The sequence below is a fragment of the Tsukamurella sp. 1534 genome, assembly GCF_000312385.1.
In the GTDB taxonomy this organism is placed as follows: Bacteria; Actinomycetota; Actinomycetes; order Mycobacteriales; family Mycobacteriaceae; genus Tsukamurella.
Genome location: NZ_HE997628.1, coordinates 146744 through 169340, shown reverse-complemented (window position 1 = coordinate 169340; position 22597 = coordinate 146744). Strand labels below are relative to the sequence as shown.

The following is a 22597-nucleotide window of genomic DNA, read 5'->3' as shown; positions in this document are numbered from 1 at the left end:
GATCGAAGTCCCTTCTGGACGGGTCGGATTCGGGTGCTGGACATCAGCCCAGCAGGGGTCGCTGCGCCTTCTGCTGCGCCAGGTATTCGGCCCGGGCGGCGGTGGTGCTCTCGACCTCGGAGACCTCGGCGACGGGCACGTCCCACCAGCCGTCGCCCTCCGGCGCGTACACGAACGGGTCGTTGTGGATGTGGATCACCGTGGGGCCGTCGGCGGCCTTCGCGGTGCGGACCGCGGCGGTGAGCTCGGCGATCGATCCCGGGCCGGGCGCGATGTCGATCACCTCCACGCCGTAGCTGCGCGCGTTCGCCGCGAGGTCCACGGGAAGGAACTCCCCGCGCGCCAGATCCGGTGCGGGAACCCCCACATCGGCCGGATTGGTGCGGTACCGGGTGCCGAAGCGCTGGGAGCCCACCGTCTCGGACAGGTGCCCGATCGACGCGTACCCCTGGTTCTCCACGATGACCACGATCAGCTTGACGCCCTCCGCCACGGCGGTGGCCAGCTCGCTGCTGAGCATGAGGTAGGAGCCGTCGCCGACCATGACCACCACGTCGCGGTCGTCGCCCAGCGCGAGCAGGCCGCGCTTGGCGCCGAGTCCGCCGGCGATCTCGTACCCCATGCAGGAGAAGGCGTATTCGACGTGATAGCCGAGCGGATCCCGGACGCGCCACAGCTTCTGCAGGTCGCCGGGCAGGGAGCCCGCGGCCTGGACCACCACATCGCGCGGGTCCATCGCGGCGTGCACCGCGCCAATCACCTCGGGCTGGCCGGGGAGGTCGGCGCCGGTCGGGGCGAGTGCGGCGTCGACCGCCGCGTCCCACTCCGCCTTGACCGCGGCGGCGCGGCGGGCGACGTCCTCGGTGACGCGGTGGCCGTCCAGTTCGGCACGCAGGGCGGCGAGCGCCTCCCGCGCATCGGCGACCACGGGCAGCTGGGAGCCGTGCTTGTAGGCGTCGAACGGGGCGACGTTGACGTTGACGAACGTGACCCCGTCGTCCTGGAACGCGGTGCGCGAGGCCGTGGTGAAATCGCTGTACCGGGTACCGATCCCGATCACCACGTCGGCCTCCGCCGCGACGGCGTTCGCCGCGGCGGTACCGGTGGCGCCGATGCCGCCCAGGTTCAGGGGGTGGTCCCAGTCGAGCACGCCGCCGCCCGCCTGGGTGGTGCCGACGGGGATCCCCGTCGCCTCGGCGAGGGCGCGCAGCTCGTGCTCGGCGCCCGAGTACAGGACGCCGCCGCCTGCGACGATGAGCGGACGCCGCGCGCCGCGGACGGCCTCGGCGGCGCGGGCCAGCGGGCCGCGCTCGGGCGGCGGCCGGCGGATGTGCCACTCACGGTCCGCGAGGAACTCCTCGGGCACGTCGATCGCCTCGGCCTGCACGTCCTCGGGGAGTGCGATGGTCACGGCTCCGGTCTCGGACGGGTCGGTGAGCACCCGCATCGCGGCGAGCGCGACGGAGAAGAGCTGTTCCGGCCGCTGCACGCGGTCGAAGAACCGGGACAGCGGCCGGAACGCGTCGGACACCTGGATCCCGATGTCGTGCGGGTGTTCCAGCTGCTGCAGAACGGGATCGGCGACGCGGGTGGCGAAGGTGTCCGAGACGAGCAGGAGCGCAGGCAGGCGGTTCGCGGTCGCGAGGGCCGCGCCCGTGAGCATGTTGGCGGCGCCGGGGCCGACCGACGCGGTGCACGCGTAGGTGGCGCGGCGGCGGTGCATCCGCGCGTATCCGACGGCCTGGTGCACCATCGCCTGCTCGTTGCGCGCCTGGTGGTACGGCATCAGGCCCGGGTCGGTGGCGGCGTACTGCAGCAGTGCCTGCCCCACCCCGGCGACGTTGCCGTGGCCGAAGATGCCGAACGTCGCGGGTACGGTGCGCTCGCGGACCGTCGTGGTATCGCCGTTCGCTCCGACCGTCTCGTCCACGGTCCACTGATGGGCGAGGAACTCGATGAGGGCCTGGCCCACGGTCATCCGTCGGGTGCTCACCGCGGTTCTCCTTCGTTCTGTCCGGCCGCCGCGTAGGGCAGCCGGGGGTCGGGGTCGGTGCCGGCCCAGGTGTCGCGGAGCCATGCCTGACGGGGATCGTCGCTGATCAGCCAGACCCGCTCGGGATCCGGGCCGGCCATGACGTTGAGGTAGTAGAGGTCGTATTCGGGGGCCGCCATCGCCGGGCCGTGGTAGCCGTACGGCACGAGCGCCACGTCGCCCGTGCGGACCAGCGCGTTGGTGTCGATCTCCCCCGCGCCGGACGAGTACGTGACGAAGCTGCCGAACGCGTCGGCGTCGGCGGGAGCGGTTCCGGCGGGCAGGCCACGGCGCGGAGCGGCCTCGAAGTAGTAGATCTCCTCGAGCCGGGATTCGTGTCCCTCCACCCGCTCGTCGTGCTTGTGCGCGGGATGACTGCTCCAGTTGCCGCCCGGCGTGATCACCTCGCACACGATGAGCGCGGCGGCGTCCAGCGCGTCCGGGGTGCCGAAGTTGTGCACCTGTCGGGTGTCGCGGCCGGCGCCGCGCACCTCGACCGGCACCTCGGACGCGGCGACGTACCGCGTCGGCTTGGCGACGGTCGTCGGCGCTTCCGCCACCGCCACCCGGCCGGCGCCGCGCACCGTCAGGCCGCGGCCCGCGCCGACGTACAGGACGTCGGTCGGGCCGTCGAACACCGATGCGCGACCGGCGAGTTCGGTGCCGCCGCCGTCGTGGTCCACGGCGAAGGAACCGGAGAGGGGCACGACGATGCGCTCCACGTCACCGGCGGGCAGCTCGTGCGCGTCGTCGCCGGACAGTTCGGCGACCCGGATTCCGGTGTGCGCCCATCCGGGCAGGGAGCCGTCGACCACCGTCTGCCAGCCGTCGCGCGCGAGGGCCCCGCGCGGGTGGAACCACTCGTTGGGTGTCGCCGCCATTGGCCGTACCTTCCTCGATCTCTTCATCACCGATGCTGCTGTGCGGGAGGACCGCCGTCAGTCGTTCTGCGGGAATCCCAGGTTGATGCCACCGTGGCTGGGGTCCAGCCAGCGGCTCGTGATCGCCTTGAGCTGGGTGTAGAACTTCACGCCCTCGGCGCCGTGCGCCTTGGTGTCGCCGAACATCGACGCCTTCCAACCGCCGAAGCTGAAGGTGGCCACCGGCACGGGGATCGGCACGTTGATGCCGATCATCCCGACCTTGATGTCCTTCTGGAAGCGCCGCGCCGCGCCGCCGTCGTTGGTGAAGATCGCGGTGCCGTTCCCGAAGGCGCCGTTGTTGATCAGCTCCACACCCTCCTCGTAGGAGGCGACGCGGACGATCGCGAGCACGGGTCCGAAGATCTCCTCGGTGTACACCCGGGAGGTGGTGGGCACGGCGTCGATCAGGGTGGGGCCGAGCCAGAATCCGTCGGCGGCGCCGTCCGCCCGTACCCCGCGGCCGTCGACGACCACGGTGGCGCCGTCCTCGATCGCGACGTCGATGTAGGAGGCCACCTTGTCGCGATGCGACCGCGTGACGAGCGGGCCCATGTCGCAGCCGCGGCGGCCGTCGCCCACGCGCAGCCCCGCCATCCGGTCGGTGATCTTCGTGATGAGGTCGTCGGCCACCGGCTCCACCGCGACCACGACGGAGATCGCCATGCAGCGCTCCCCCGCGGAGCCGAAGCCGGCGTTGATGGCGGCGTCGGCGGTGAGGTCGAGGTCTGCGTCCGGCAGCACCAGCATGTGGTTCTTGGCACCGCCCAGCGCCTGCACCCGCTTGCCGTGCTTGGCGCCCTGTTCGTAGACGTACTGCGCGATCGGCGTGGAGCCGACGAACGAGATCGCCGCCACGTCGGGGTGCTCGAGCAGGCCGTCCACGGCCTCCTTGTCGCCGTTCAGCACGGTGAAGACGCCGGCGGGGAGGCCGGCCTCCGCCCACAGCCGCGCCATCCAGATCGAGGCCGACGGGTCCTTCTCCGAGGGCTTGAGCACGACGGCGTTACCGGCGGCGATCGCGATCGGAAAGAACCACGCGGGCACCATGGCCGGGAAGTTGAACGGGCTGATGATTCCGACCACGCCGAGGGGCTGCCGGGTGGAGTACACGTCGATCCCGGTGGACACCTGCTCGGAGAACTCGCCCTTGAGGTGATGCGCCATGCCGCAGGCGAACTCGACGACCTCCTGGCCGCGGCTGATCTCACCGAGCGCGTCGGAGAGCACCTTGCCGTGCTCGGCGGTGATGATCTCGGCGAGCTCGCCCTTGCGGGCGTCCAGCAGCTCGCGGAACCTGAACAGGACGGCCTGGCGCTTGGCCAGGGACAGTTCGCCCCACGCCTCGGACGCGGCCTTGGCGGAGGCGACGGCGGCGTCGATCTCCGCCTTGTCCGCCAGCGCGACGCGCTTGGAGACGGTTCCCAGCGCGGGGTCGTAGACGTCGGCCGTCCGGCCGCTGTGGGAAGGGGATTCGGCGCCGTCGATCCAGTGCGGGACGACGGTGAGGGTCTCGGTGGTGGTCATGCGGTTCTCCTCCTGCGGAGTGCGGGTGGGTGGTTCAGGCGCCGTGCACGAGGCCGGCTGCGGTGTCGACGGCGGCGGCCACGTCGCCGTCGCGCGGGTAGAGCAGAGTGCGGCCGACGACCAGGCCGTGCACGCCGGGGAGGGCCAGCGCCTTGGACCAGGACGCGTAGACGCCCGCCGGATCACCGCCCGGATCGCCGCCGAGCAGCAACGTGGGCAGCGTGGTCGCCGCCATGACGCGCTCCATGTCGTCGACGACCGGCAGCTTGAGCCAGCTGTAGGCCGAGGTGTTGCCGAGCCCCGAGGCGATGGCGACCGAGTTGATCACGGCATCGGTGGACAGGTCGTTCCCGATCCGGCCGTCGGTGCGCCGGCTCATGAACGGCTCCAACATGATCGGTAGCCGGGCGGCGGCGGCGTCGTTGACGGCCCTCGCGGTGGATTCGAGGGTGTCGACCGTGGCCGGGTCGTCCAGGTCGACGCGCACCAGGAGCTTGCCGAAGTCGACGCCGTCGCGACGCATGGCCGGCACGTCGTAGGCGGTGTACCGGTCGTCCATCTCGAACGCGGCGCCGCGCAGGCCGCCGCGGTTCATCGAGCCCACCACGATCTTGTCGTCGAGAAGACCGAGCAGCGCGAGGTCCTCGATCACGTCGGGGGTGCCGAGCACGCCGTCGACGCCGGGGCGGGTGACGGCCACGGCCAGACGCTGCAGCAGGTCGTACCGGTCCGCCATGGCCATCGGATCCGAGCCGACGCCCAGTGCGCCGCGTGCGGGGTGATCTGCGGCGACGATCATCAGCCGCTTGTCGCCGCGGACGACGGGCCGGCGGGTGCGGGCCGCGAGGACGTCGCCGATCGCGTCGGGGGTCTGCAACCGCGCCTCGCGCAGGCGCTCGAAGTCGGCCTCGCCGAGGAGCGGGGCGGTCACGGTCTGATCAGGCATCGGCGTTGTCCAGTTCCTCGATGACGGTCTTCACCTCGTCGGTGGTGGGCATGGCGGTGGAGCATTCGCGGCGGGAGGCGACGATGGCGCCTGCGACGTTGCCGAAGCGCAGGGTCCGTTCGAGCGGCCAGCCCTGCAGCAGGCCGTTGCACACCGCGCCGCCGAATCCGTCACCGGCGCCGAGCCCGTTGATCACGTCCACGAAGTAGGGCGCCACCTCGACCCGCTCGTCCCGGGTCTTCGCGAGGACGCCCTTCGGGCCCTGTTTGACGATCGCCAGTTCCACGCCGCGCTCGAGCAGCGCGTCGGCGGCCCGGTCGGGAACCGTCTCGCCGACGGCGACCTCGCACTCCTCCTTGTTGCCGATCGCGACGGTGACGTGTTCGAGGGCCTTCCCGACCTCCTGGCTCGCCACCTCGGCGGACTCCCAGAACATGGGGCGGTAGTCCAGGTCGAGGACGGTGAGCGGGGCGCGTCCGCGTGCGGCCCAGGCGGTGTGGTGCGCGGACCGGCTCGGCTCACGCGAGAGGCCGGTGACGGTGGACCAGTAGATGCGCGCGGCCCGGATGGCGTCGAGGTCGAGCGCGGCGTCGTCGATCATGAGGTCGGGCGCGATCGGGTCGCGGTAGAAGTACAGCGGGAAATCGTCGGGCGGGAAGATCTCGCAGAACGTCACCGGGGTGTTGAGGCCGGGCACCTCGCCCACGAACCGGTCGTCCACGCCGAGACGGGTGAGCTCCTGATGAACGAAGCGGCCGAAGGGATCCGCGCCCGCGGCGGTGATGACGGCGGAGCGCAGTCCGTGCCGTGCGGCGGCGACCGCGACGTTGGTGGCGCTGCCGCCCAGGTACTTCCCGAAGGTCTCGACGCGGTCGAGGCCGACGCCGTCCTGCAGGGGGTAGATGTCGACGCCCACCCGACCGATGGTGATCAGGTCGAACGGCGCACCGTCGCGAGCGGCGTGGGTCATGATCGAGTGCCTTCCTTGGGCTCGGCGAGTGAGCGAGACGTGGATCACTTCCGCTCATTTGTCCTGTCAATCTAACAGACCCAGAGAAGTTTCATCAAGAGCTTTCTACCTGCTATTATCCGACGATCGCCCGCATGCGGTGCCGTACACCGCCCCGGCATGGGCGCACCAACGAGACGAGATTGTGCTGACAAAGCTGACAAGCAGTGCGGAGGCGCGATTGTACGAACAAAGCCGCGCCATCTGCGGCGATATCAGTGCGGATGACCTACACTGCAGTGCATGTCCCCTGCCCCGGTCCCGGTCGAATTGGACCGCACCAGCCCGGTGCCGCTGTACTACCAGCTGGCCCAGGCACTGGAGCGGTCGATCCTCGACGGCCGCCTCGTCCCCGGGGACCGGATCGAGAACGAGATCGACCTGGCCAAGCGCCTCAACCTCTCCCGCCCCACCGCGCGCCAGGCCATCCAGGCGCTCGTCGACAAGGGCCTCCTGGTGCGCAAGCGCGGCGTCGGCACCCAGGTGGTGCGCAACGAGGTGCACCGGGCCGTCGAACTGACCAGTCTCTACGAGGATCTCGTCGCCGCGGGGCAGGTCCCGTCCACCGAGCTCCTCGATTACCGGCTCGGCCGCCCGGACGAGGAGATCGCCGACGAACTGGGGATCGAGCACGATGCGCAGGTCGTCTCCATCCGGCGGCTGCGCAGCGCCGACGACGTGCCGCTCGCGATCCTCACCAACCACATCCCCGCGGAGCTCGCCCCCGCGCCGGACGAGTTGCAGAGCAAGGGCCTCTACCAGTGCCTGCGCGGCCGCGGGATCACGATCGCGCAGGCGCAGCAGCGGATCGGCGCGCGTATCTCCGAGGGCGACGAGTCCGACCTGCTCGACGAGCAGCCCGGCGTCGCCGTCCTCACCATGCAACGCGTGGCCGTCAACGAGTCCGGCACCGCGATCGAACTCGGCCGTCACGTGTACCGCGCCTCCCGCTACTTCTTCGACGTCTCGGTGTTCAGCCGCTGACTCCGCCGGCGACGCCGGCCAGATTGGGCGGTGTCACGATCTGTATCGCCGTCGGGCGCGGGCGCCGCGGACCGTCGATCGCCCCGTGATACGCCATCACCGCGTGTGCCGCACCGCGCAGGTCCGCGCGCAGGTCGTGGTGCAGTAGCGCGCTGATCCTGCCCTCCACCAGCAGTTCCCGGTTCGACTCCGCCAGGTCGTGCCCGATGTACGCCCCGTAGCTGCGCCCCACATCGTCGAACGCGGCGACGATCCCCCGGTTCCCGCCGCCCGGCGAGTACACCGCGGCCACCTCGGGTTCGCGGTCCAGCACGCGGGCCACCGCCCGGCGGCACGCGGCGTCGATGCCGCCGGTGTCCGTGATCTCGATGATGCGCCGCTCCGGATCGTAGCGGCGGATCCCGCTGCGGAAGCCCATCTCCCGCTCCTCCTCGCCCCGGAACCGTTCGCCGCTGGTGATCACCAGGAGCACCCCAGGGACGTCCCGCGCCCACTGGCCGACGAGGTAGGCGGCGGTCGCGCCGGCCGCGTGGTTGTCCATGCCCACGTATGCGATCCGGGTGCTCTGCGGCACGTCCGTGACGGCGGTGATCACGGGCACCCGGCGCGCGGTGAGGCGTTCGATGGCCGCCGCCACCTGCGGCGCGTCCGGCGCCTTGAGGATCACACCGTTGCTCCCCGTGCGCCCGATCCGGTCCAGCTCGCCGACCAACTCGTCGAGCTGCCAGCTCTCACGCACGTGATATCGCGCGCGGAACACGGCCGGACGCAGCGTGGGCAGCTCGGCCTCCAGGGCGTCGCGCATCAGCCCGGAGAAGCGTTTCGGCGTCTCCATCACGACGTCGAGCATGAACCGCGCACCCGACAGGCGCAGTTGCGAACGCTGCCGGTCCAGGTCCGCGATCGCCTGGCGGACCTGGGCGACGGTGCCCTCCCGGACGCCCGGCCTACCGTGCAGAACGCGGTCGACGGTGGCCTCGCTGACTCCCGCCTGGCGCGCGATCTCGCGGATCGGGTACGGGTGCGGCATCGCCACGCTCCTCCTCGCGCGCTGAGGGATTCTTGATGGATCCACGGGGTACTGGGGACCTCTCCAGCTTGGCAGCATGAGTGCAGTAACGACGCCGATTCAGGAAGCAGCTCACGATGTCACCCCTCGCATCGCCGCCCGCGGCACGCTTCAGCGAAAGCGACTGCCGCCTCGACGACTTCATCGCCCGGCTCGAACCGGAGACCGACGTCGCGGAGTACCCGCACGCCGCCCGGAGCGAGCGCGGCGTCCTGTTCTACGGGGCCGCGGCCCGGGACGCGGCGGCGGGGCCCGCCGGCCGCGACGCACTGTCCGACGAGCTGGTACGCGCACTCCTGACGGGGCCCGGGATCGTCGTCTTCGAGGGCGCCTTCGACGACGGGCACGGCCTGCACGAGGCCACCGACCTGTTCACCGCGATGATCGCGGAGCAGCGCGAGCGGGGCGGCGCGAGCGGCGACCACTTCGCCGCACCGGGGTCGAACGACCGGATCTGGAACGCGCTGCAGAAGCACGCACTTCGCGACCCCGCGTCCTTCGCCCGGTACTACGCCAACGACGTGCTGGCGCTGATCTCGTCCGCGTGGCTGGGCCCGATGTACCAGGTGACGTCAGCGATCAACGTGGTGAACCCCGGAGGGAAGGCGCAGGCGCCGCACCGCGACTACCACCTCGGCTTCATGGATCCCGAGGCCGCGAAGCGGTTCCCGCGGCACGCGCACCTCCTCTCCCCCGCCCTCACCCTGCAGGGTGCGGTGGCCCAGGTCGACATGCCGCTGGAATCCGGCCCCACGCTGTACCTCCCGTACTCGCAGCGCTACGAGCCCGGGTACCTCGCGTTCGCCCTGCCGGAGTTCCGTGAGTACTTCGCGGCGCACCACGTGCAGTTGCCGCTGCGGGCGGGCGACGCCGTGTTCTTCAATCCCGCCCTGTTCCACGCCGCCGGGTCCAACCGCTCCGCGGGCATCCGCCGGATGGCGAACCTGCTGCAGATCAGTTCGGCGTTCGGCCGGGCGATGGACGCCGTGGACCGCTCCGCCGTCCTGCGCGCCGTGTACCCGCGGCTGCGCGAGCTCATCGCCGCGGGCGCGCATCGGGAGGCGGAGAACGTGATCGCCGCCTCCGCGGAGGGGTACGCCTTCCCGTCGAACCTCGACCTCGACCAGCCGCTCACCGGCATGCACGGCGAGACCCAGGCCGAGGCGGTGCGCCGTTCGCTGGCCGAGGGGCTCGACGCCGACGGCTTCGCGCGGCGCCTCGCCGTGCTGGATGATCGGCACCGCGCGTGAGCGCCGCGACCGGCGACCTCGCCGGCTCGGTGGTCCTGGTGTCCGGCGGCAGCCGCGGCGTCGGCGCGGCCGTCGTCCGCGAGGCCGCACGCCAGGGAGCGCGGGTCGCGTTCTCCGGCAGGGACGCCGAGGCGGGCACGGCACTCCGCGACGAGCTCGCCGCCGAGGGCGTCGAGGCGCTGTTCGTGCGCGCCGACGTCGCGGATCCGGCGCAGGCGACCGCGTCGGTCGAGGCGGTGGTGGCGGCGTTCGGCAGGATCGACTCGTTGTGCAACGCCGCGGGACTCACGACCCGCGGCACCCTCACCGAGACCACGCCGGAATTGTTCGACCAGCACATCGCGGTGAACCTGCGCGCGCCGTTCTTCACCACCGCCGCGGCGGTGCGGGACATGCGGGCGCGGCGCGCGCCCGGCACCGTCGTCAACGTGATCTCGATGTCGGCGCACGGCGGGCAGCCGTACCTGGCGCCGTACGTCGCGGCGAAGGCCGGCCTGATCGGGTTGACCCGTAATGCCGCGCATGCGCACCGGTTCGACCGGATCCGCATCAACGGCCTCAACATCGGGTGGACCGAGACCGAGGGCGAGGGGGCGATCCAGAAGCGGTTCCACGACGCTCCCGACGACTGGGCGGAGCGCGCCGGCCGCGAGCTCCCGGCGGGGCGCCTGGCCTCGGCGCACGACGCGGCCGCCGCGGTGGTGTTCCTGCTCTCCGACCGCAGCGGCGTGGTCACCGGCTCCGTGATCGATTGGGATCAGCAGGTGCCCGGTGCTTACGACTAGCCGCCCGATAAAGACGTATTGACCTGACAAAGGGTGTGCAATCATCGGATCCGTGCTCCGCGCCCTCCGCCCCGGTCCCGTCTCCTTCCACCGGCCCCTCGCCCTGCTGGTGGCCGGCTCGCTGTTCCTGGAGAACCTGGACGGCACGGTGCTCCAGACGGCCGCGCCCGCCGTCGCCCGCGACTTCGGGCTTGCACCGGCCGGGGTGAGCCCGGCGATCATCGCGTATCTGCTCGCGGTCGCGGTCGCGATCCCGGGCGCGGGATGGGCGGCGGACAGGTTCGGCACCCGGCGCACCTTCCTGTGCTCGGTGACCGGATTCACCGCGGCCTCACTGGCGTGCGCACTCGCCCCGGACCTGCTGTGGTTGTGCGTCTTCCGCGCCGCGCAGGGGGTCGCCGGGGCGCTCATGATCCCTGTCGGCCGGATCGCCGTCCTCCGCACCGTGCGCGCCGCAGACCTGCTGGCGGCCATGGCGTACCTCACCTGGCCGTCGCTGCTGGCGCCGGTGATCGCCCCGTTCCTCGGCGGCGTCATCACGGACGCACTCGGCTGGCGGTGGATCTTCGTGCTCAACGTCCCACTCGGCATCGCCCTGGCCGTCGGCGGGGCGCTGCTGGTCCCGCGCGGCGGGCAGTCGGCGCGAACCCCGTTGGACCGCTGGGGATACCTGTTCACCGCGGGAGCGGTGGTGTGCCTGACGGGCGGCGTCGAGGCGGTGCGCGGTGGCCGGCCGTGGGTGGTCGGCGCGCTCGTCGGTGCGGCGCTCCTGCTGGGTGCGGCCGCGGCACGAGGCATGTCGCGCCGCGCGCACCCGTTGTTCGACCCCGCCGTGCTCCGCATCCGGACGTTCCGCGCGGGCAACGTGAGCGGCTCGGTCTACCGCCTCGTGATCACCGGGGCACCGTTCCTCCTGGTGCTCCTGTTCCAAGCCGGATTCGGGTGGAGTGCCGCCGCGGCGGGCGCGATGGTGACGGCCGTCTTCGCCGGGAACCTCGGTGTGAAACCCCTGACCACGCCGATCATCCGGCGGCTCGGCTTCCGACGCACGCTGCTGTGGTCCATCGCCGCGGGCGCCGTACTCCTGGCGGCGTTCGCCGGCGTCGACGCGGCCACGCCCGCGCCCGTCATCGCCGCCCTCCTGGTGGTCAGCGGAGCAGTGCGGTCCCTCGGGTTCAGCGCCTACAACACGGTGATGTTCGCCGACGTCCCCGAGGGACTCCTCGGCTCCGCGAACGGCCTGTCGGCGACACTGCAGCAAATGGGCACGGCCCTCGGGATCGCGGCCGCCGCGGTAGCGGCGTGGCTGGGCGCCACGATCGCCGGGCCCGGGGACGTGGAGCTCGGGTACCGGCTCGCGTTCCTCCCGTTCGCGACCCTCCTGGTCCTGCCGTTCCTCGGCGCGCTGCGGCTCCCCGCCGACGCGGGCGCCCACGCCGCCCGGCGGTGACCGCGCACCGTCACGCGGCCCGCGCTCAGAGCGCGACCGGGGCGCCGCACGCGGCTGCCCGCCGGGTGGCGGCGAGGGCTCGGGCCTGCGCGACGGCGTCGGCTCTGCCGAACGCGGGCGGCACGACGCCGGCGAACGCGGCACTCGCGGCCTCGAATTCGATCCTGTACGCGTCCTCGTTGTCCGGTCCCGCCGCGGCGAGCCGGTGGGACCCGCTCGGATCCACGGGCAGCGTCTCGGCGACCTCACCCCGGATCAGCCGGACGGTGCCGGTCCGGCACAGCCACGGGTCGTCCACCACGATCCGGCCGGCGGTGCCGACGATCTCCAACTGATCCCGACGCTCGAGGTCGAGGCCCACATCGAGGACGCCCATGCCGTCACCGGGCAACGTGAGGACCGCCGAGGCCCGCAGGTCGTGCCCCTCCCCGGTGCCGGCGGGGTCGAGGACGCGCACCGCCCGCACGCTCGACGGTTCGCCGCCGAACAGCCGGATCGCGCTCACGCAGTAGCTGCCGAGGTCGGCGAGGGCGCCGCCGCCGAGGTCGGTGGTGCGGCGGATGTCGCCCTCGGGCGCGCTCACGGTGAGCGTCGCCCGCACGGTCGCGAGATCGCCGACCGCACCGTCGTTCAGGAGGCGGCGCACCAGCCGGGTCTGCGGGTGCAGGCGCCACATGAAGCCCTCGACGAGGAGCCGCCCGGCCCGGTCCGCCGCGTCGAAGGCGGCCACCACGTCGGCCGGATCCAGGGCGAGCGGCTTCTCGCAGAGGACGTGCTTGCCCGCCTCCAGCGCGCGGACGCTCCACCCGGTGTGCAGCGCGATCGGGAGCGGCACGTACACGGCGTCCACGTCGTCCGCGGCGAGCAGATCCTCGCAGGTGCCGTAGGCGGACGGCGCGCCCACTTCCCGCGCGTAGGCGGCGGTCCGGGCGGGATCCCGCCCGGCGACGGCGACGAGCTCGGCACCGTCGGCGGCCGCGATCGCGCGCGCGGCGACCCTCCCGATCCCCGAGGTCGCGAGCATGCCCCAGCGCACCGTCATGCATCCACCTCCACCGCGACTCCGGTCTGGAGGGACTCCTCGGCGGCGTCCGCGAGAACCAGCGCGGCGCGCCCGTCGTCGAACCCGGGCGACGGCGCGCCGCCCCGCTCGGTCATCGTGATGAACGCGTCGAGCTCGGCCCGGTACGCCGGCGTGTACCGGTCGAGGAAGAACTCGAGCGCCGGGCCCGCTGCGCCGGTGGCCGATTCGCCGGAGAAGGCGACGGATGTGGCGTGCTGGTTGGCGGCGGCGAGCGCGCCCCGCTCGCCGAACGCCTCCAGTCTCTGGTCGTAGCCGTAGGCGCAGCGCCGGGAATTGGTGATCGCGGCGAGCTGTCCGCCCTCACCGCGGAGGGTGACGACGGCGCCGTCGATGTCACCGGCCGCGCGGATCTCCTCCGAGACGAGGTTGGATCCCATCGCCGACACCGAGACCACCCGCCCGAGGAAGAAGCGAGCCATGTCCAGGTCGTGGATCATCATGTCGCGGAAGAGCCCTCCGGAGACGGCGACGTACTCGGAGGGCGGCGGCGCCGGATCCCGGCTGATCACGGTGAGTTGCTCGAGCGCGCCGATCTCGCCGGCGGCCACCCGTCGCCGGATCTCGGCGAAGGAGGGGTCGAACCGGCGGTTGAAGCCGAGCATCACGCTGTCGGTGAGCGGCCCCAGGTCGGCGCGACACGCGTCCACACGGGCGATGTCCAGATCGATCGGCTTCTCGCACAGCACCGTCCGCCCCGAGCGGACCGCGCGCGTGAGCAGGTCGACGTGGGTCCGCGTCGGCGAGGCGACGATCACGGCGTCCACCCCGTCGGCGAGCGCGTGATCGACGTCGGTGGTCCAGGCGACGCCGTGCCGCTCCCCCACCTCCCGCGCGACGGCCTCGATCGGATCGAAGACCCGGGCGAGCTCGGCCCGGCGGCTCGCGGCCACCGATTCGGCGTGGACGCGACCGATGCGGCCACAGCCCAGGACGGCGATGCGGATCAACGGACCTCCTCCAGTTCCCGCGCGGAGCGCAACGTCTCGACCGCCAGGGCGACGGAGTCACGCTGTCCCAGCGTGTAGTCCTCGTTCTCGATGGACAGCGGACCGTCGTACCCCGCCCGGCGCAGGGCGGCGACGAAACGTACCCAGAAGTCGACGCCGCCCGGGTGCCCGGTGCCGACGGCGACGTAGTTCCACGCCCGCTCGCCGGTGCGCGGGTTGTCGATCGTCTCCAGCCGCGAGCGCACCGCGACGCGGTCCTCGATGCGGGTGTCCTTGGCGTGCACGTGATGGATGCACCCGGTCAGGGCGTCGATCGCCGCAAGGGGGTCGGCCCCCATCCACATGAGGTGGCTGGGGTCGAAGTTCGCCCCGATCACGTCGCCGACTGCGTCGCGGAGCCGCAGCAGGCCGGGCACGCTGTAGACGAGCTGGTTCGCGTGCATCTCGACGGCGATCCGCACGCCCCGCGCGCGGGCCTCCTCCGCCACCGGCCCCCACCAGGCGAGGGCCCGCTCCCATTGGTACTCCAGCAGTTCCAGGTTCTCCGGCGGCCAGACGGTGGTGATCCACGCGGGTACGCGGTCTCCGGGGTACCCCGGCAGGCCGGACATGGCGACCACGGTCTCGACGCCCATCTCCTCGGCGATCCGGAGGGCACCGCGGAGCACGGCGGCGTCGCGGTCCCCGTGCACGGGGTGGAGCGGATTACCGGCGGCGTTGATCGCCTCCAGCCGCAGGCCTCGCTCGGCCACGTCCCGCGCGAGCGCGGTGCGCTCGCCGGCGTCCCCGAGAAGCCGGGCGAGGTCGGCGTGCGGCGCGGGCGACCATCCGCCGTGCGCGCCGCCGACGCCGATCTCCACCGTGGCGACACCCAGGTCGGCCGCGGTGTCCAGCGCCTCCGCGCGGGTCATCTCGGAGAGGCTGTCGGTGAGGAGTCCGATCTGCATGTCAGGCCCCTCCCGCGATCGCCGGCGAGGGGCCGAGGCCGAACAGTCCGCGGCGGCGCACGAGCGCGGCCTCCGGCACGTCGAGCTCCGTGAGCCCGACGGCGCCGCGCCGGAACAGGGCGCCGTCCTCGGGGAACGGCAGGGGCACGGTCCTCCCCAGGGCGCCGGAGGCGTAGGCCGCCACGGTGACCTCGAGGATGTGCAGGGCCGCGGCGGCGTCGGCCGCGGGCGCGCGACCGTCCCGGACCGCGTCGGCGAAATCGACGACGGTGTCGCGCATGGAGGCGAGGACGAGCGGCTCCAGTTCCGGGCCGGCCGGCAGATCGACGGTGCGCGTCCCGTGCTCGGTGGTGACGGTGAGCGACTCGAACGGAGCCCACGGCATCGTTCCGTTGTCCCGGTACTGAGCGACCGCTCTGCCGCTCTCGCCGTGCACGATCACGCCGCCGGGTCCCACGCCCCAGCCGATGTTCACCAGGGCCACCCGGCGCTCCGCCTCCAGCCGGCACAGGGCGAGTCCCTCGACGGCGTCGCCGTCGGTGCCGCTGTCCACGAACGCCGAGACCTGGCGCGCGCGCTCGCCGAGCAGCGACTCGGCCAGGTAGACGCCGTGCAGCATGTCCACGAGGACTCCGCCGCCGGACTGGGCGGGATCGTGCCGCCAGGCCGGCTTGTAACCGGCGGCGCCGGGCAGGTCGTGGACGCCCAGCATGTCCACGCGCACCGTCCGGATCTCGCCGAGCTCACCGGATTCGATGATCCGGCGCAGCACGACCATCTCCGGGAAGAACAGGTAGTTCGCCACCACGGCGAGCACCGTGCCAGCCTCTGCGGCGGCGGCGCGCATCGCCTCCGCGTCGGCGGGGACCGCCGCGATCGGCTTCTCGCACAGGACGTGCTTTCCCGCCCGGGCGGCGGCGACGGCCACGTCCCGATGCAGGTGCTGCGGTGTGCAGACGTCCACGGCGTCGACGTCGGCACGCGCCAACAGCTCCGCGACGTCGGCGTGCACCTGGTCCGCGGCGAGGCCAGCCGCGGCGCGCCCGAGTTCGAGGCGCTCGGGTGTCGGATCGGCGATCCCGACGATGCGGAATCGTTCGGGGACGGCGAGATACGCCGGGATGTGATGTCCCAGGGCGATGTTGCCGCAGCCGACGAGCGCCACTCGGAGAGGTTCTGTCATGTCGTCCTTCGTTTCCGGTCGGAGTTCAGGGGTCGATGCGGTCGACCGGTTCGCTGCGGCCGCTCGCGAGGGATCGGGTCGCCGCCTCGGCGATCGCCTGGGCGCGCAGCCCGTCGATCAGGCCGGGCCCGAAAGGCTCTTCCGTCTCGAGGCCGCGGACGAAGTGATCGAGCTCCGCGGCGTACGTGGGCAGTACCCGCTCGAGCCAGCCGGCGTGCATCCCCGCGGTGCGGCCCGCACCGTCGACGTAGCGCACGACGGTGGACGTGCGATGCCGCCCGGACTCGGCCATGCCGTGTGAGCCGAGAACCTCCACCCGCTCGTCGTAGCCGTACCCGGTGCGGCGGGCGCAGTCGACCTGGACGAGCGCGCCGGTCTCCAGCCGGAGGGTGATCGCGGACGTGTCGACGTCACCGTGGTCGGCGATGCGCGGGTCGGCGAGCGCGCTGCCCGCGGCGAACACCTCGGTGGGCTCGGCACCGGCGATCCACCGCGCCAGGTCGAAGAAGTGCACGGCCTGGTCGCGCATCTGCCCACCGGAGACGGCGATGTACTCGAGCGGCGGGACGGACGGGCCGCGGGAGGTGAGCTGCATCAGGCTGACGTCGCCGATCTCCCCGCCGTCGACGATCGCCTTGAGCTCCGCGTGGTCACGGTCGAAGCGCCGATTGAAGCCGATCATGACGCGAGCGTTCCGGGCGGCCGCGTACCGCGCCGCGTCGACGGCGGTGTCGAGCGACGGGTCGATCGGCTTCTCGCAGAGCACGGCGACGCCGGCGTCCGCGGCGCGGCGCAGGTGCGCGGCGTGCGTGTCGGTCGGCGAGGCGACGAGCACGGCGTCCACCCGGGCGGCGGCGACCACCTCGGCGGCGTCGGTCGTCGCCCGCGCGCCGTACCGGCCGGCGACGGCGTCCGCGCGGCGAGGGTCGGCGTCACACACCGCCACGAGGTCGACGTCGGGGTGCGCCGCGAGGTTGGCGGCGTGCTGCCCGCCCATGAATCCGGCGCCGATGAGCGCGATGCGTTGCACGGGAATCCTCCTGGTACGGGCTCGGTCAGGCGTCGACGGTCACGGCGCCGCCGGATTCGTGCGCCGCGACGGCGGCGTTCACGACCGCGAGCGTGCGCACCCCGGCGGCGGCGTCCGGCACGTCGGCGAGGAAGGGCTCCGGATCCTCGCCGAGCGCCTCGGCCAGCAGGGCGTGTGCGAAGTCCCGGTAGAGATTCGCGAAGGCCAGGGCGTAGCCGTCGGGGTGGCCCGCGGTGAAGCGGGATGCCGCCGTCGCGGACGGGGTGGCTCCGGGACCGGCCTTGGTGAGCAGCCGGGCGGGCTCACCGTCGGACCTCCACCACAGGGTCTCCGCGCTGTCGTGGTCCCAGGAGAGGGATCCGCGGTCGCCGTGGACCGTGATCGCCAGGCCGTGCGTCGCGCCCGCGGCCTGCGAGGTGCTCCAGCACCGGCCGACCGCGCCGCCCTCGAACGCGAGGTCGAGGTAGGCGTTGTCGAACGCGACGTGCGCGGGATCGATGCGCGCGAGATCCGCGCGGACCGCGGTGACCGGCGCGCCGCACACGAACTCGGCGAGGTGCAGGGCGTGGGTCCCGAGATCCGCGATGAGGGCGGTGACGCCGCCCTCGGTGCCGTCCACCCGCCACGCCCCCTCCGGGGTGCTCGCGGCGTACATCCCACCCGCGAACCGGCTCTCGACCATCGTGACGCGGCCGAGATCGCCGCGCGCAACCATCTCCCGAGCCTGCCGGACCATCGGGTAGCCGCTGTAGCAGTGGGTGAGCATCAGCCGGCACCCGGACGCGGCGACGGCTGCGGCCACGCGGCGCGCCGCGGGAACCGAATCGGTGAGCGGCTTCTCGCAGATGACGTGGAAGCCCGCGCCGAGCAGATCGCACGCGATGTCCGCGTGGCTCGACGGTCTGGTCGCGACGACGACCGCGTCCACCCGGTCCGGGCGTCCGGTCTCCCCCGCGATGAGTGCGCGGTGGTCCGCGTAGACGCGGTCCGGCGGGACCAGCCACGCCCGGCCCGTGGCGGCGTTGGTCTCCGGGGTCCGGGAGAACGAACCCGCGACGAGATCCCACAGCCCGTCGGCGCGCAGCGCGATCGCGTGCGTCTCGCCGATGAAGCTGCCGATCCCACCGCCCACCATCGCGACCCGCAGGCGGCGCCCGTGGCGCTCGAGAAGTGTTGTTCGCATGGGTTTTCCGTTCCTGTATCCGACGGACGGGAGACGCGCCGACCGGATCTCCCCGAGGAGTTCCGGGCCGACTTAGAACGTTCTAAGTTCTACGGTTAGAGTATGTGACGCAGGACACGTCCCCGTCAAGCGGAAGCGATGGATCCGATGCCCGACTCGACAGCCGGGGCGCCCCGGCGCCCCACCCTGGTGGACGTGGCGCGCGCGGCGGGAGTCTCCCGCGCCACCGCCTCGCTCGTGATCCGTGACGCACCCGGGCCCAGCGCAACCTCGCGGGAGCGGGTCCGCGCCGCCGCCGAGGAGCTCGGCTACCGGCCGGACAGCGCGGCGCAGTCGTTGCGCCGCAAGTCGAGCGGACTGATCGGGGTGACCTTCCGCACCGACGCGCCCTTCCACGCCGACGTCGTCGAACGCCTCTACCCCGCCGCCGAGGCCGCGGGGTACGACCTGGTGCTCAGCGCCGTCGTCCCCACCCGCGACGAGCGGCGCGCGGTGGACGCCCTCGTCGCGTCGCGGTGCGAGGCCCTTCTCCTCATCGGCGCGACGGAGCCGCCGGAGGGCGTGCCCGCCGAGATGCCGGTGATCGGGATCGGCCGTCCCGAGGCCCCCGGTCCCGACGCCGTGTTCACAGACGACCGCAGGGGATTCGCCCTCCTGGTGGATCACCTCGCCGACCGTGGCCATCGCCGCATCGTGCACGTGGACGGCGGCGCCTCGTCGGGCGCCGCGGAGCGGCGTGCCGGCTTCGAGGAGGCCATGGCGCGCCGCGGACTCGTCCCGGTGATCGTGCGCGGGGACAACACCGAGGCCGCGGGGACCGAGGCCGCACGGTCCCTGCTCGCGACCGGAGCCCCCCTGCCCACGGCGGTGATGGCGGTGAACGACCAGGCGGCGGTGGGACTGCTGATCGGGTTGCGCGAGGCGGGCGTGGACGTGCCCGGAAGGGTCAGCGTGACCGGGTACGACGACAGCCGCATCGCGCGCCTCGCGCACGTCGATCTCACCACGGTGCGCCAGGACCCCGCGGCCATCGCCGAGGCGGCCCTGCGGATCGTCCGGGACCGGCTCCGCACGGACCCGCCGGACGGTGCGCTGCGGGGCATCGTCGAACTCGATCCGGAACTGGTGGTCCGCGGCACGACCGGGCCCGCGCCGACCGCCCCCTGACGGGAGCGGCCGGCCGGGGTTCACTTGCGGAGCTCGTGGCTGAGGGTCTCGAGCTCGTCGCCGCCCGCCATCTGCTGCGTGAGGTCCTCGAGCGAGATCTCGTCGTACGTGCAGTCCATCTTCTGCCTGCCCCGGTTGAGCAGCACGAAATGGTCACCCACCATGTACGCGTGGTGCGGGTTGTGGGTGATGAACACGACGCCGAAGCCCTGCTCCTTGGCGGCGGTGATGTAGCGCAACACCATGCCCGACTGTTTGACGCCGAGCGCGGCGGTGGGCTCGTCGAGGATGAGTACCCGGGCGCCGAAGTAGATGGCGCGGGCGATCGCGACGCACTGCCGCTGGCCGCCGGAGAGCGAGCTGATCGGAGCGTCCACGTCGGGCAGGTCGATGCCCATCTTGAACAGCTCCTCCTTCGTCGTCGCGCGCATCGTCTGCACGTCGAGCGATCGCAGCAGGCCGGTCCGCCTCTCCTGGCCGAGGAAGAAGTTGCGCCACACCGGCATCAGTCCCACGACGGCGAGGTCCTGGTACACGGTGGCGATGCCCTTCTTGAGGGCGTCCTTGGGGGACTCCAGCCGGGTCTCGGCGCCGTCGATGAGCAGCTCCCCGTCGGACTGCTGGTGCAGTCCGGCCATGATCTTGATCAGGGTGGACTTGCCCGCGCCGTTGTCGCCGAGCACGCAGGTGACCTCACCGGCGTGCACCCGCAGGTCGATCCCCTTGAGCGCGAGGATGTTCCCGTACTGCTTGCCCACGTCGCGCAGCTCGATGAGGGGTGCGGCGACGCCGTCCTCCGGTGTGGGATCGGCGGAGGAATCCGGCGTCACAGCGTCGGGGGCGGCGGCCTCGGGAGTTGCGTGATCGGGGGCGGCGGTGGCGTCGTCGTCGCTGGTCATGTCGGTCACCTCTTCGCTGCGAAGTTGCGGAAGGAATTGTTGGCGATGACCGCGAACAGCAGCATCACGCCGAGGAAGAACTTGAACCAATCGGGATCCCAACCGGCGTAGACGATCCCCTGGTTGACCATGCCGAAGATGAAGGCGCCGATCGCCGCACCGACGGCGGTACCGTACCCGCCGGTGAGCAGGCATCCGCCGATCACCGCGCCGATGATGTACAGGAACTCGTTGCCCACGCCCTGGCCCGACTGCACGGTGTCGAAGGCGTACAGCAGGTGCTGGCCCACGAACCACGCGCAGAAGCCGACGAACATGAACATGCCGATCTTGACCTTGGTGACCGGCACGCCGACCGCGCGGGCCGAGTCCTGGTTGCCACCGACGGCGAAGATCCAGTTGCCGACCCGACTGCGGGTGAGGACGTAGGTCGCGACCACCGTGAACAGCAGCCACCAGAACACCGTCACCTTGACGTTGATGCCGAAGAGGCTGATCGTCGATGCGAAGGTCGCCCGGGCGGATTCGAAGCCCTGCATGTCGGCGATCGACGGGGTCGCCACCTGCCCCGTGACGAGCTTGGTGACCGCGAGATTGATGCCCGTGATCATGAGGAACGTGGACAGGGTGATGAGGAAACTCGGGATCCTGGTGCGCATCACCATGTACCCGTTGAACACCCCGACCGCGAGGGAGAGCCCCAGCGCCAGTAGCGAACCCACCCAGGTGTTCAGGTGGAGGTTGTAGGCGAGCATCGACGCGGAGAGCGACGCGAAGGTCACCGCGACACCGGTCGACAGGTCGAACTCGCCACCGATCATGAGGACGGCGACGCCGCAGGACATGATGCCGATCGTGGAGCTGGCGTAGAGCACCGTGGCGAACGCCTCGGGGGTGCGGAACGGCGGCGCCACCACGAGGAAGAAGGCGAAGATCACGATCGCGCCGATCAGAGCGCCCACCTCGGGCCGGATGATCAAGCGCTGCATCGGCTTCTGAGCCTTCACCCGCTCGTCCGTGACGGGCTTGTGCGTGGAGAGGTCCAGCGCCTCGTCGGTGCTCATCAGCGGGTCCCCGCCTTCGCGAGCTCGGCGACGGCGTCCACGTTCGACTTGTCGATGAACGCCGGGCCGGTGGAGACCGCCTGGCCTCCGCCGATCACGTTGCGATTGGTGAGGTACAGCCACAGGGAGTCGATGGCGAGGTAGCCCTGGAGGTAGGGCTGCTGGTCGACGGCCCACGCCACGTCGCCGGACTTGATCGCGTCGATCATCGCGGCGTTCGTGTCGAACGAGACGACCGCCGCCTTGCTGGAGGTGCCTGCCCGCGCCTTGACCGCGCCCAGCGCGTACGGCGCGCCGAGCGCGACCACCCGGTCGATGCTCGGGTCCTGCTGCAGCTTCGCGGTCACCTTGGACTGCACGTCGGACATGTCCTCGCCGTTGACGTTGAGGTTCTCCACGGTGCCGCCCGTGAATCCGGCCTTGACTCCGGCGCACCGCGATTCGAGCTGCACCTGCCCCTGCTGCTGGATGATGCAGACGGCCTTCTTGGCGCCCTCCTTCATGAGGCGCTCGCCGACGGCGGTGCCCGCGGTCGTCTCGTCCTGGCCGAAGTACTGCGTGATCCCCATGCCCTGGTATTCGTTGAAGCCGGCGTTGAACGCGGCGACCGGGATCCCGGCGCGCTGCGCGGCGGCCACCGCCGGGGCCATCGCGCTCGGCGTGGCCAGCGTCAGCGCGATGCCGTCGACCTTCGAGTCGATCGCGGTCTGCACCAGGTTGGCCTGGTTCGGCGCCTGCGGATCGTTCGAGTAGCGGAGCGTGACGTTGTCCTTCTTCGCCGCCATCTCAGCGCCCTTGCGGATCAGGTCCCAGAAGGTGTCGCCCGGCTGCTGGTGGGTGATCATCGCGATCGTGAGCTTCTTGGTCCCCGCGGACCCCACGCCGGCGCCCTCCCCGGTGTCCCGGGGCGCCCCACCGGTGTTCGAGCATCCCGCCACTGCCAGCACGACCGCGGTGCCTGCGGCGGCCGCAGCCATCGCACCCCGGAATCGTCGCTCGGTCTTCTTCATTTGTGTGTCCCTTCGACCTCACCGGATGAGCCTGCTCACCCGCTGGGCCGAATGTAGTACAGATCACAGCCAATGACTAGGGTTTGTTCAGACATACGCACATTGCGACGG

Annotated in this window: 20 protein-coding genes; 5 read left to right on the top strand and 15 right to left on the bottom strand. The window is 71.9% G+C overall.

Translation table 11 applies throughout. The features are described from left to right. Window positions 1-43: 43 nt before the first annotated feature. The 5 genes from iolD to iolC are packed head-to-tail and all read right to left on the bottom strand — an operon-like array spanning window position 44 to window position 6395. Entirely contained in the window at window positions 44-1978 is a 1935-nt protein-coding gene (iolD, locus tag BN39_RS18880; RefSeq protein WP_019204012.1) for a 3D-(3,5/4)-trihydroxycyclohexane-1,2-dione acylhydrolase (decyclizing), read from the bottom strand. 11 nt (window positions 1979-1989) lie between these two features. Continuing rightward, on the bottom strand, window positions 1990-2913 hold the full coding sequence (gene iolB, locus BN39_RS18875) for a 5-deoxy-glucuronate isomerase (protein ID WP_019204011.1): 924 nt from the start codon (window positions 2911-2913) through the stop codon (window positions 1990-1992). Window positions 2914-2970: 57 nt separating this feature from the next. Then, window positions 2971-4479 carry a CoA-acylating methylmalonate-semialdehyde dehydrogenase gene (locus BN39_RS18870; protein ID WP_019204010.1) on the bottom strand — a complete coding sequence of 503 codons (1509 nt, stop codon included), beginning with the start codon at window positions 4477-4479 and terminating at the stop codon, window positions 2971-2973. A gap of 34 nt (window positions 4480-4513) precedes the next feature. Further along, a complete protein-coding gene (locus tag BN39_RS18865; protein WP_019204009.1) occupies window positions 4514-5425 on the bottom strand; it encodes a hypothetical protein in 912 nt (303 codons plus the stop codon). After that, window positions 5418-6395: a 5-dehydro-2-deoxygluconokinase gene (gene iolC, locus BN39_RS18860; protein WP_019204008.1), complete on the bottom strand. Its 978-nt coding sequence runs from the start codon at window positions 6393-6395 to the stop codon at window positions 5418-5420. The genes BN39_RS18865 and iolC overlap by 8 nt, the downstream gene beginning before the upstream one ends. Window positions 6396-6677: 282 nt before the next feature. On the opposite strand from iolC, the gene BN39_RS18855 reads away from it, so the two are divergent. After that, complete coding sequence (locus BN39_RS18855) at window positions 6678-7418, top strand: GntR family transcriptional regulator (RefSeq protein WP_040768712.1); 741 nt, start codon at window positions 6678-6680, stop codon at window positions 7416-7418. Here BN39_RS18855 and BN39_RS18850 read toward each other — a convergent pair. Next, window positions 7408-8448 carry a LacI family DNA-binding transcriptional regulator gene (locus BN39_RS18850; RefSeq protein WP_019204006.1) on the bottom strand — a complete coding sequence of 347 codons (1041 nt, stop codon included), beginning with the start codon at window positions 8446-8448 and terminating at the stop codon, window positions 7408-7410. The genes BN39_RS18855 and BN39_RS18850 overlap by 11 nt on opposite strands. A gap of 116 nt (window positions 8449-8564) precedes the next feature. Here BN39_RS18850 and BN39_RS18845 point away from each other — a divergent pair, with 116 nt between their 5' ends. The 3 genes from BN39_RS18845 to BN39_RS18835 are packed head-to-tail and all read left to right on the top strand — an operon-like array spanning window position 8565 to window position 11972. Continuing rightward, window positions 8565-9737 carry a phytanoyl-CoA dioxygenase family protein gene (locus BN39_RS18845; protein WP_019204005.1) on the top strand — a complete coding sequence of 391 codons (1173 nt, stop codon included), beginning with the start codon at window positions 8565-8567 and terminating at the stop codon, window positions 9735-9737. Further along, window positions 9734-10522, top strand: a complete 789-nt coding sequence (locus BN39_RS18840; protein WP_019204004.1) for an SDR family oxidoreductase — start codon at window positions 9734-9736, stop codon at window positions 10520-10522. The genes BN39_RS18845 and BN39_RS18840 overlap by 4 nt, the downstream gene beginning before the upstream one ends. 52 nt (window positions 10523-10574) lie before the next feature. Further along, complete coding sequence (locus BN39_RS18835; RefSeq protein ID WP_019204003.1) at window positions 10575-11972, top strand: MFS transporter; 1398 nt, start codon at window positions 10575-10577, stop codon at window positions 11970-11972. A gap of 25 nt (window positions 11973-11997) precedes the next feature. On the opposite strand, the gene BN39_RS18830 is transcribed toward BN39_RS18835, so the two are convergent. The 6 genes from BN39_RS18830 to BN39_RS18805 are packed head-to-tail and all read right to left on the bottom strand — an operon-like array spanning window position 11998 to window position 18346. Next, the gene (locus tag BN39_RS18830; RefSeq protein ID WP_019204002.1) at window positions 11998-13014 is read right to left on the bottom strand and encodes a Gfo/Idh/MocA family protein; all 1017 of its coding nucleotides are present in this window, start codon (window positions 13012-13014) and stop codon (window positions 11998-12000) included. After that, window positions 13011-14003, bottom strand: coding sequence for an inositol 2-dehydrogenase (iolG, locus tag BN39_RS18825; protein ID WP_019204001.1), 993 nt, complete (start codon window positions 14001-14003; stop codon window positions 13011-13013). The genes BN39_RS18830 and iolG overlap by 4 nt, the downstream gene beginning before the upstream one ends. Then, complete coding sequence (locus BN39_RS18820; RefSeq protein WP_019204000.1) at window positions 14000-14950, bottom strand: sugar phosphate isomerase/epimerase; 951 nt, start codon at window positions 14948-14950, stop codon at window positions 14000-14002. Before BN39_RS18820 ends, iolG begins: the two co-directional genes overlap by 4 nt. 1 nt (window position 14951) lies before the next feature. After that, a complete protein-coding gene (locus BN39_RS18815) occupies window positions 14952-16133 on the bottom strand; it encodes a Gfo/Idh/MocA family protein (protein WP_040768710.1) in 1182 nt (393 codons plus the stop codon). Window positions 16134-16158: 25 nt separating this feature from the next. Beyond that, a complete protein-coding gene (locus BN39_RS18810) occupies window positions 16159-17163 on the bottom strand; it encodes a Gfo/Idh/MocA family oxidoreductase (protein WP_019203998.1) in 1005 nt (334 codons plus the stop codon). A 25-nt stretch (window positions 17164-17188) separates the two neighbouring features. After that, window positions 17189-18346 (bottom strand): Gfo/Idh/MocA family protein, encoded by a 1158-nt coding sequence (locus BN39_RS18805; RefSeq protein WP_040768708.1) that lies wholly within the window; start codon window positions 18344-18346, stop codon window positions 17189-17191. A gap of 147 nt (window positions 18347-18493) precedes the next feature. On the opposite strand from BN39_RS18805, the gene BN39_RS18800 reads away from it, so the two are divergent. Continuing rightward, window positions 18494-19513, top strand: coding sequence for a LacI family DNA-binding transcriptional regulator (locus BN39_RS18800; protein ID WP_040768861.1), 1020 nt, complete (start codon window positions 18494-18496; stop codon window positions 19511-19513). A 20-nt stretch (window positions 19514-19533) separates the two neighbouring features. Here the strand turns inward: BN39_RS18800 and BN39_RS18795 are convergent, their stop codons facing one another. Genes BN39_RS18795 through BN39_RS18785 form a run of 3 tightly spaced genes read right to left on the bottom strand, consistent with a single transcriptional unit; the run spans window position 19534 to window position 22486 of the window. Continuing rightward, window positions 19534-20412: an ATP-binding cassette domain-containing protein gene (locus BN39_RS18795; RefSeq protein WP_237741733.1), complete on the bottom strand. Its 879-nt coding sequence runs from the start codon at window positions 20410-20412 to the stop codon at window positions 19534-19536. A gap of 5 nt (window positions 20413-20417) precedes the next feature. After that, on the bottom strand, window positions 20418-21476 hold the full coding sequence (locus BN39_RS18790) for an ABC transporter permease (protein WP_019203994.1): 1059 nt from the start codon (window positions 21474-21476) through the stop codon (window positions 20418-20420). Further along, entirely contained in the window at window positions 21476-22486 is a 1011-nt protein-coding gene (locus BN39_RS18785) for a substrate-binding domain-containing protein (protein ID WP_019203993.1), read from the bottom strand. Before BN39_RS18785 ends, BN39_RS18790 begins: the two co-directional genes overlap by 1 nt. Between the last annotated feature and the right edge of the window lie 111 nt (window positions 22487-22597).

Coding starts and splice junctions, on each gene's coding strand:
- iolD (WP_019204012.1), bottom strand. CDS start 1,978: ATGACCGTGGGCCAGGCCCTCATCGAGTTCCTCGCCCATCAGTGGACC.
- iolB (WP_019204011.1), bottom strand. CDS start 2,913: ATGGCGGCGACACCCAACGAGTGGTTCCACCCGCGCGGGGCCCTCGCG.
- BN39_RS18870 (WP_019204010.1), bottom strand. CDS start 4,479: ATGACCACCACCGAGACCCTCACCGTCGTCCCGCACTGGATCGACGGC.
- BN39_RS18865 (WP_019204009.1), bottom strand. CDS start 5,425: ATGCCTGATCAGACCGTGACCGCCCCGCTCCTCGGCGAGGCCGACTTC.
- iolC (WP_019204008.1), bottom strand. CDS start 6,395: ATGACCCACGCCGCTCGCGACGGTGCGCCGTTCGACCTGATCACCATC.
- BN39_RS18855 (WP_040768712.1), top strand. CDS start 6,678: ATGTCCCCTGCCCCGGTCCCGGTCGAATTGGACCGCACCAGCCCGGTG.
- BN39_RS18850 (WP_019204006.1), bottom strand. CDS start 8,448: ATGCCGCACCCGTACCCGATCCGCGAGATCGCGCGCCAGGCGGGAGTC.
- BN39_RS18845 (WP_019204005.1), top strand. CDS start 8,565: ATGTCACCCCTCGCATCGCCGCCCGCGGCACGCTTCAGCGAAAGCGAC.
- BN39_RS18830 (WP_019204002.1), bottom strand. CDS start 13,014: ATGACGGTGCGCTGGGGCATGCTCGCGACCTCGGGGATCGGGAGGGTC.
- BN39_RS18820 (WP_019204000.1), bottom strand. CDS start 14,950: ATGCAGATCGGACTCCTCACCGACAGCCTCTCCGAGATGACCCGCGCG.
- BN39_RS18815 (WP_040768710.1), bottom strand. CDS start 16,133: ATGACAGAACCTCTCCGAGTGGCGCTCGTCGGCTGCGGCAACATCGCC.
- BN39_RS18805 (WP_040768708.1), bottom strand. CDS start 18,346: ATGCGAACAACACTTCTCGAGCGCCACGGGCGCCGCCTGCGGGTCGCG.
- BN39_RS18800 (WP_040768861.1), top strand. CDS start 18,494: ATGCCCGACTCGACAGCCGGGGCGCCCCGGCGCCCCACCCTGGTGGAC.
- BN39_RS18795 (WP_237741733.1), bottom strand. CDS start 20,412: ATGACCAGCGACGACGACGCCACCGCCGCCCCCGATCACGCAACTCCC.
- BN39_RS18790 (WP_019203994.1), bottom strand. CDS start 21,476: ATGAGCACCGACGAGGCGCTGGACCTCTCCACGCACAAGCCCGTCACG.
- BN39_RS18785 (WP_019203993.1), bottom strand. CDS start 22,486: ATGAAGAAGACCGAGCGACGATTCCGGGGTGCGATGGCTGCGGCCGCC.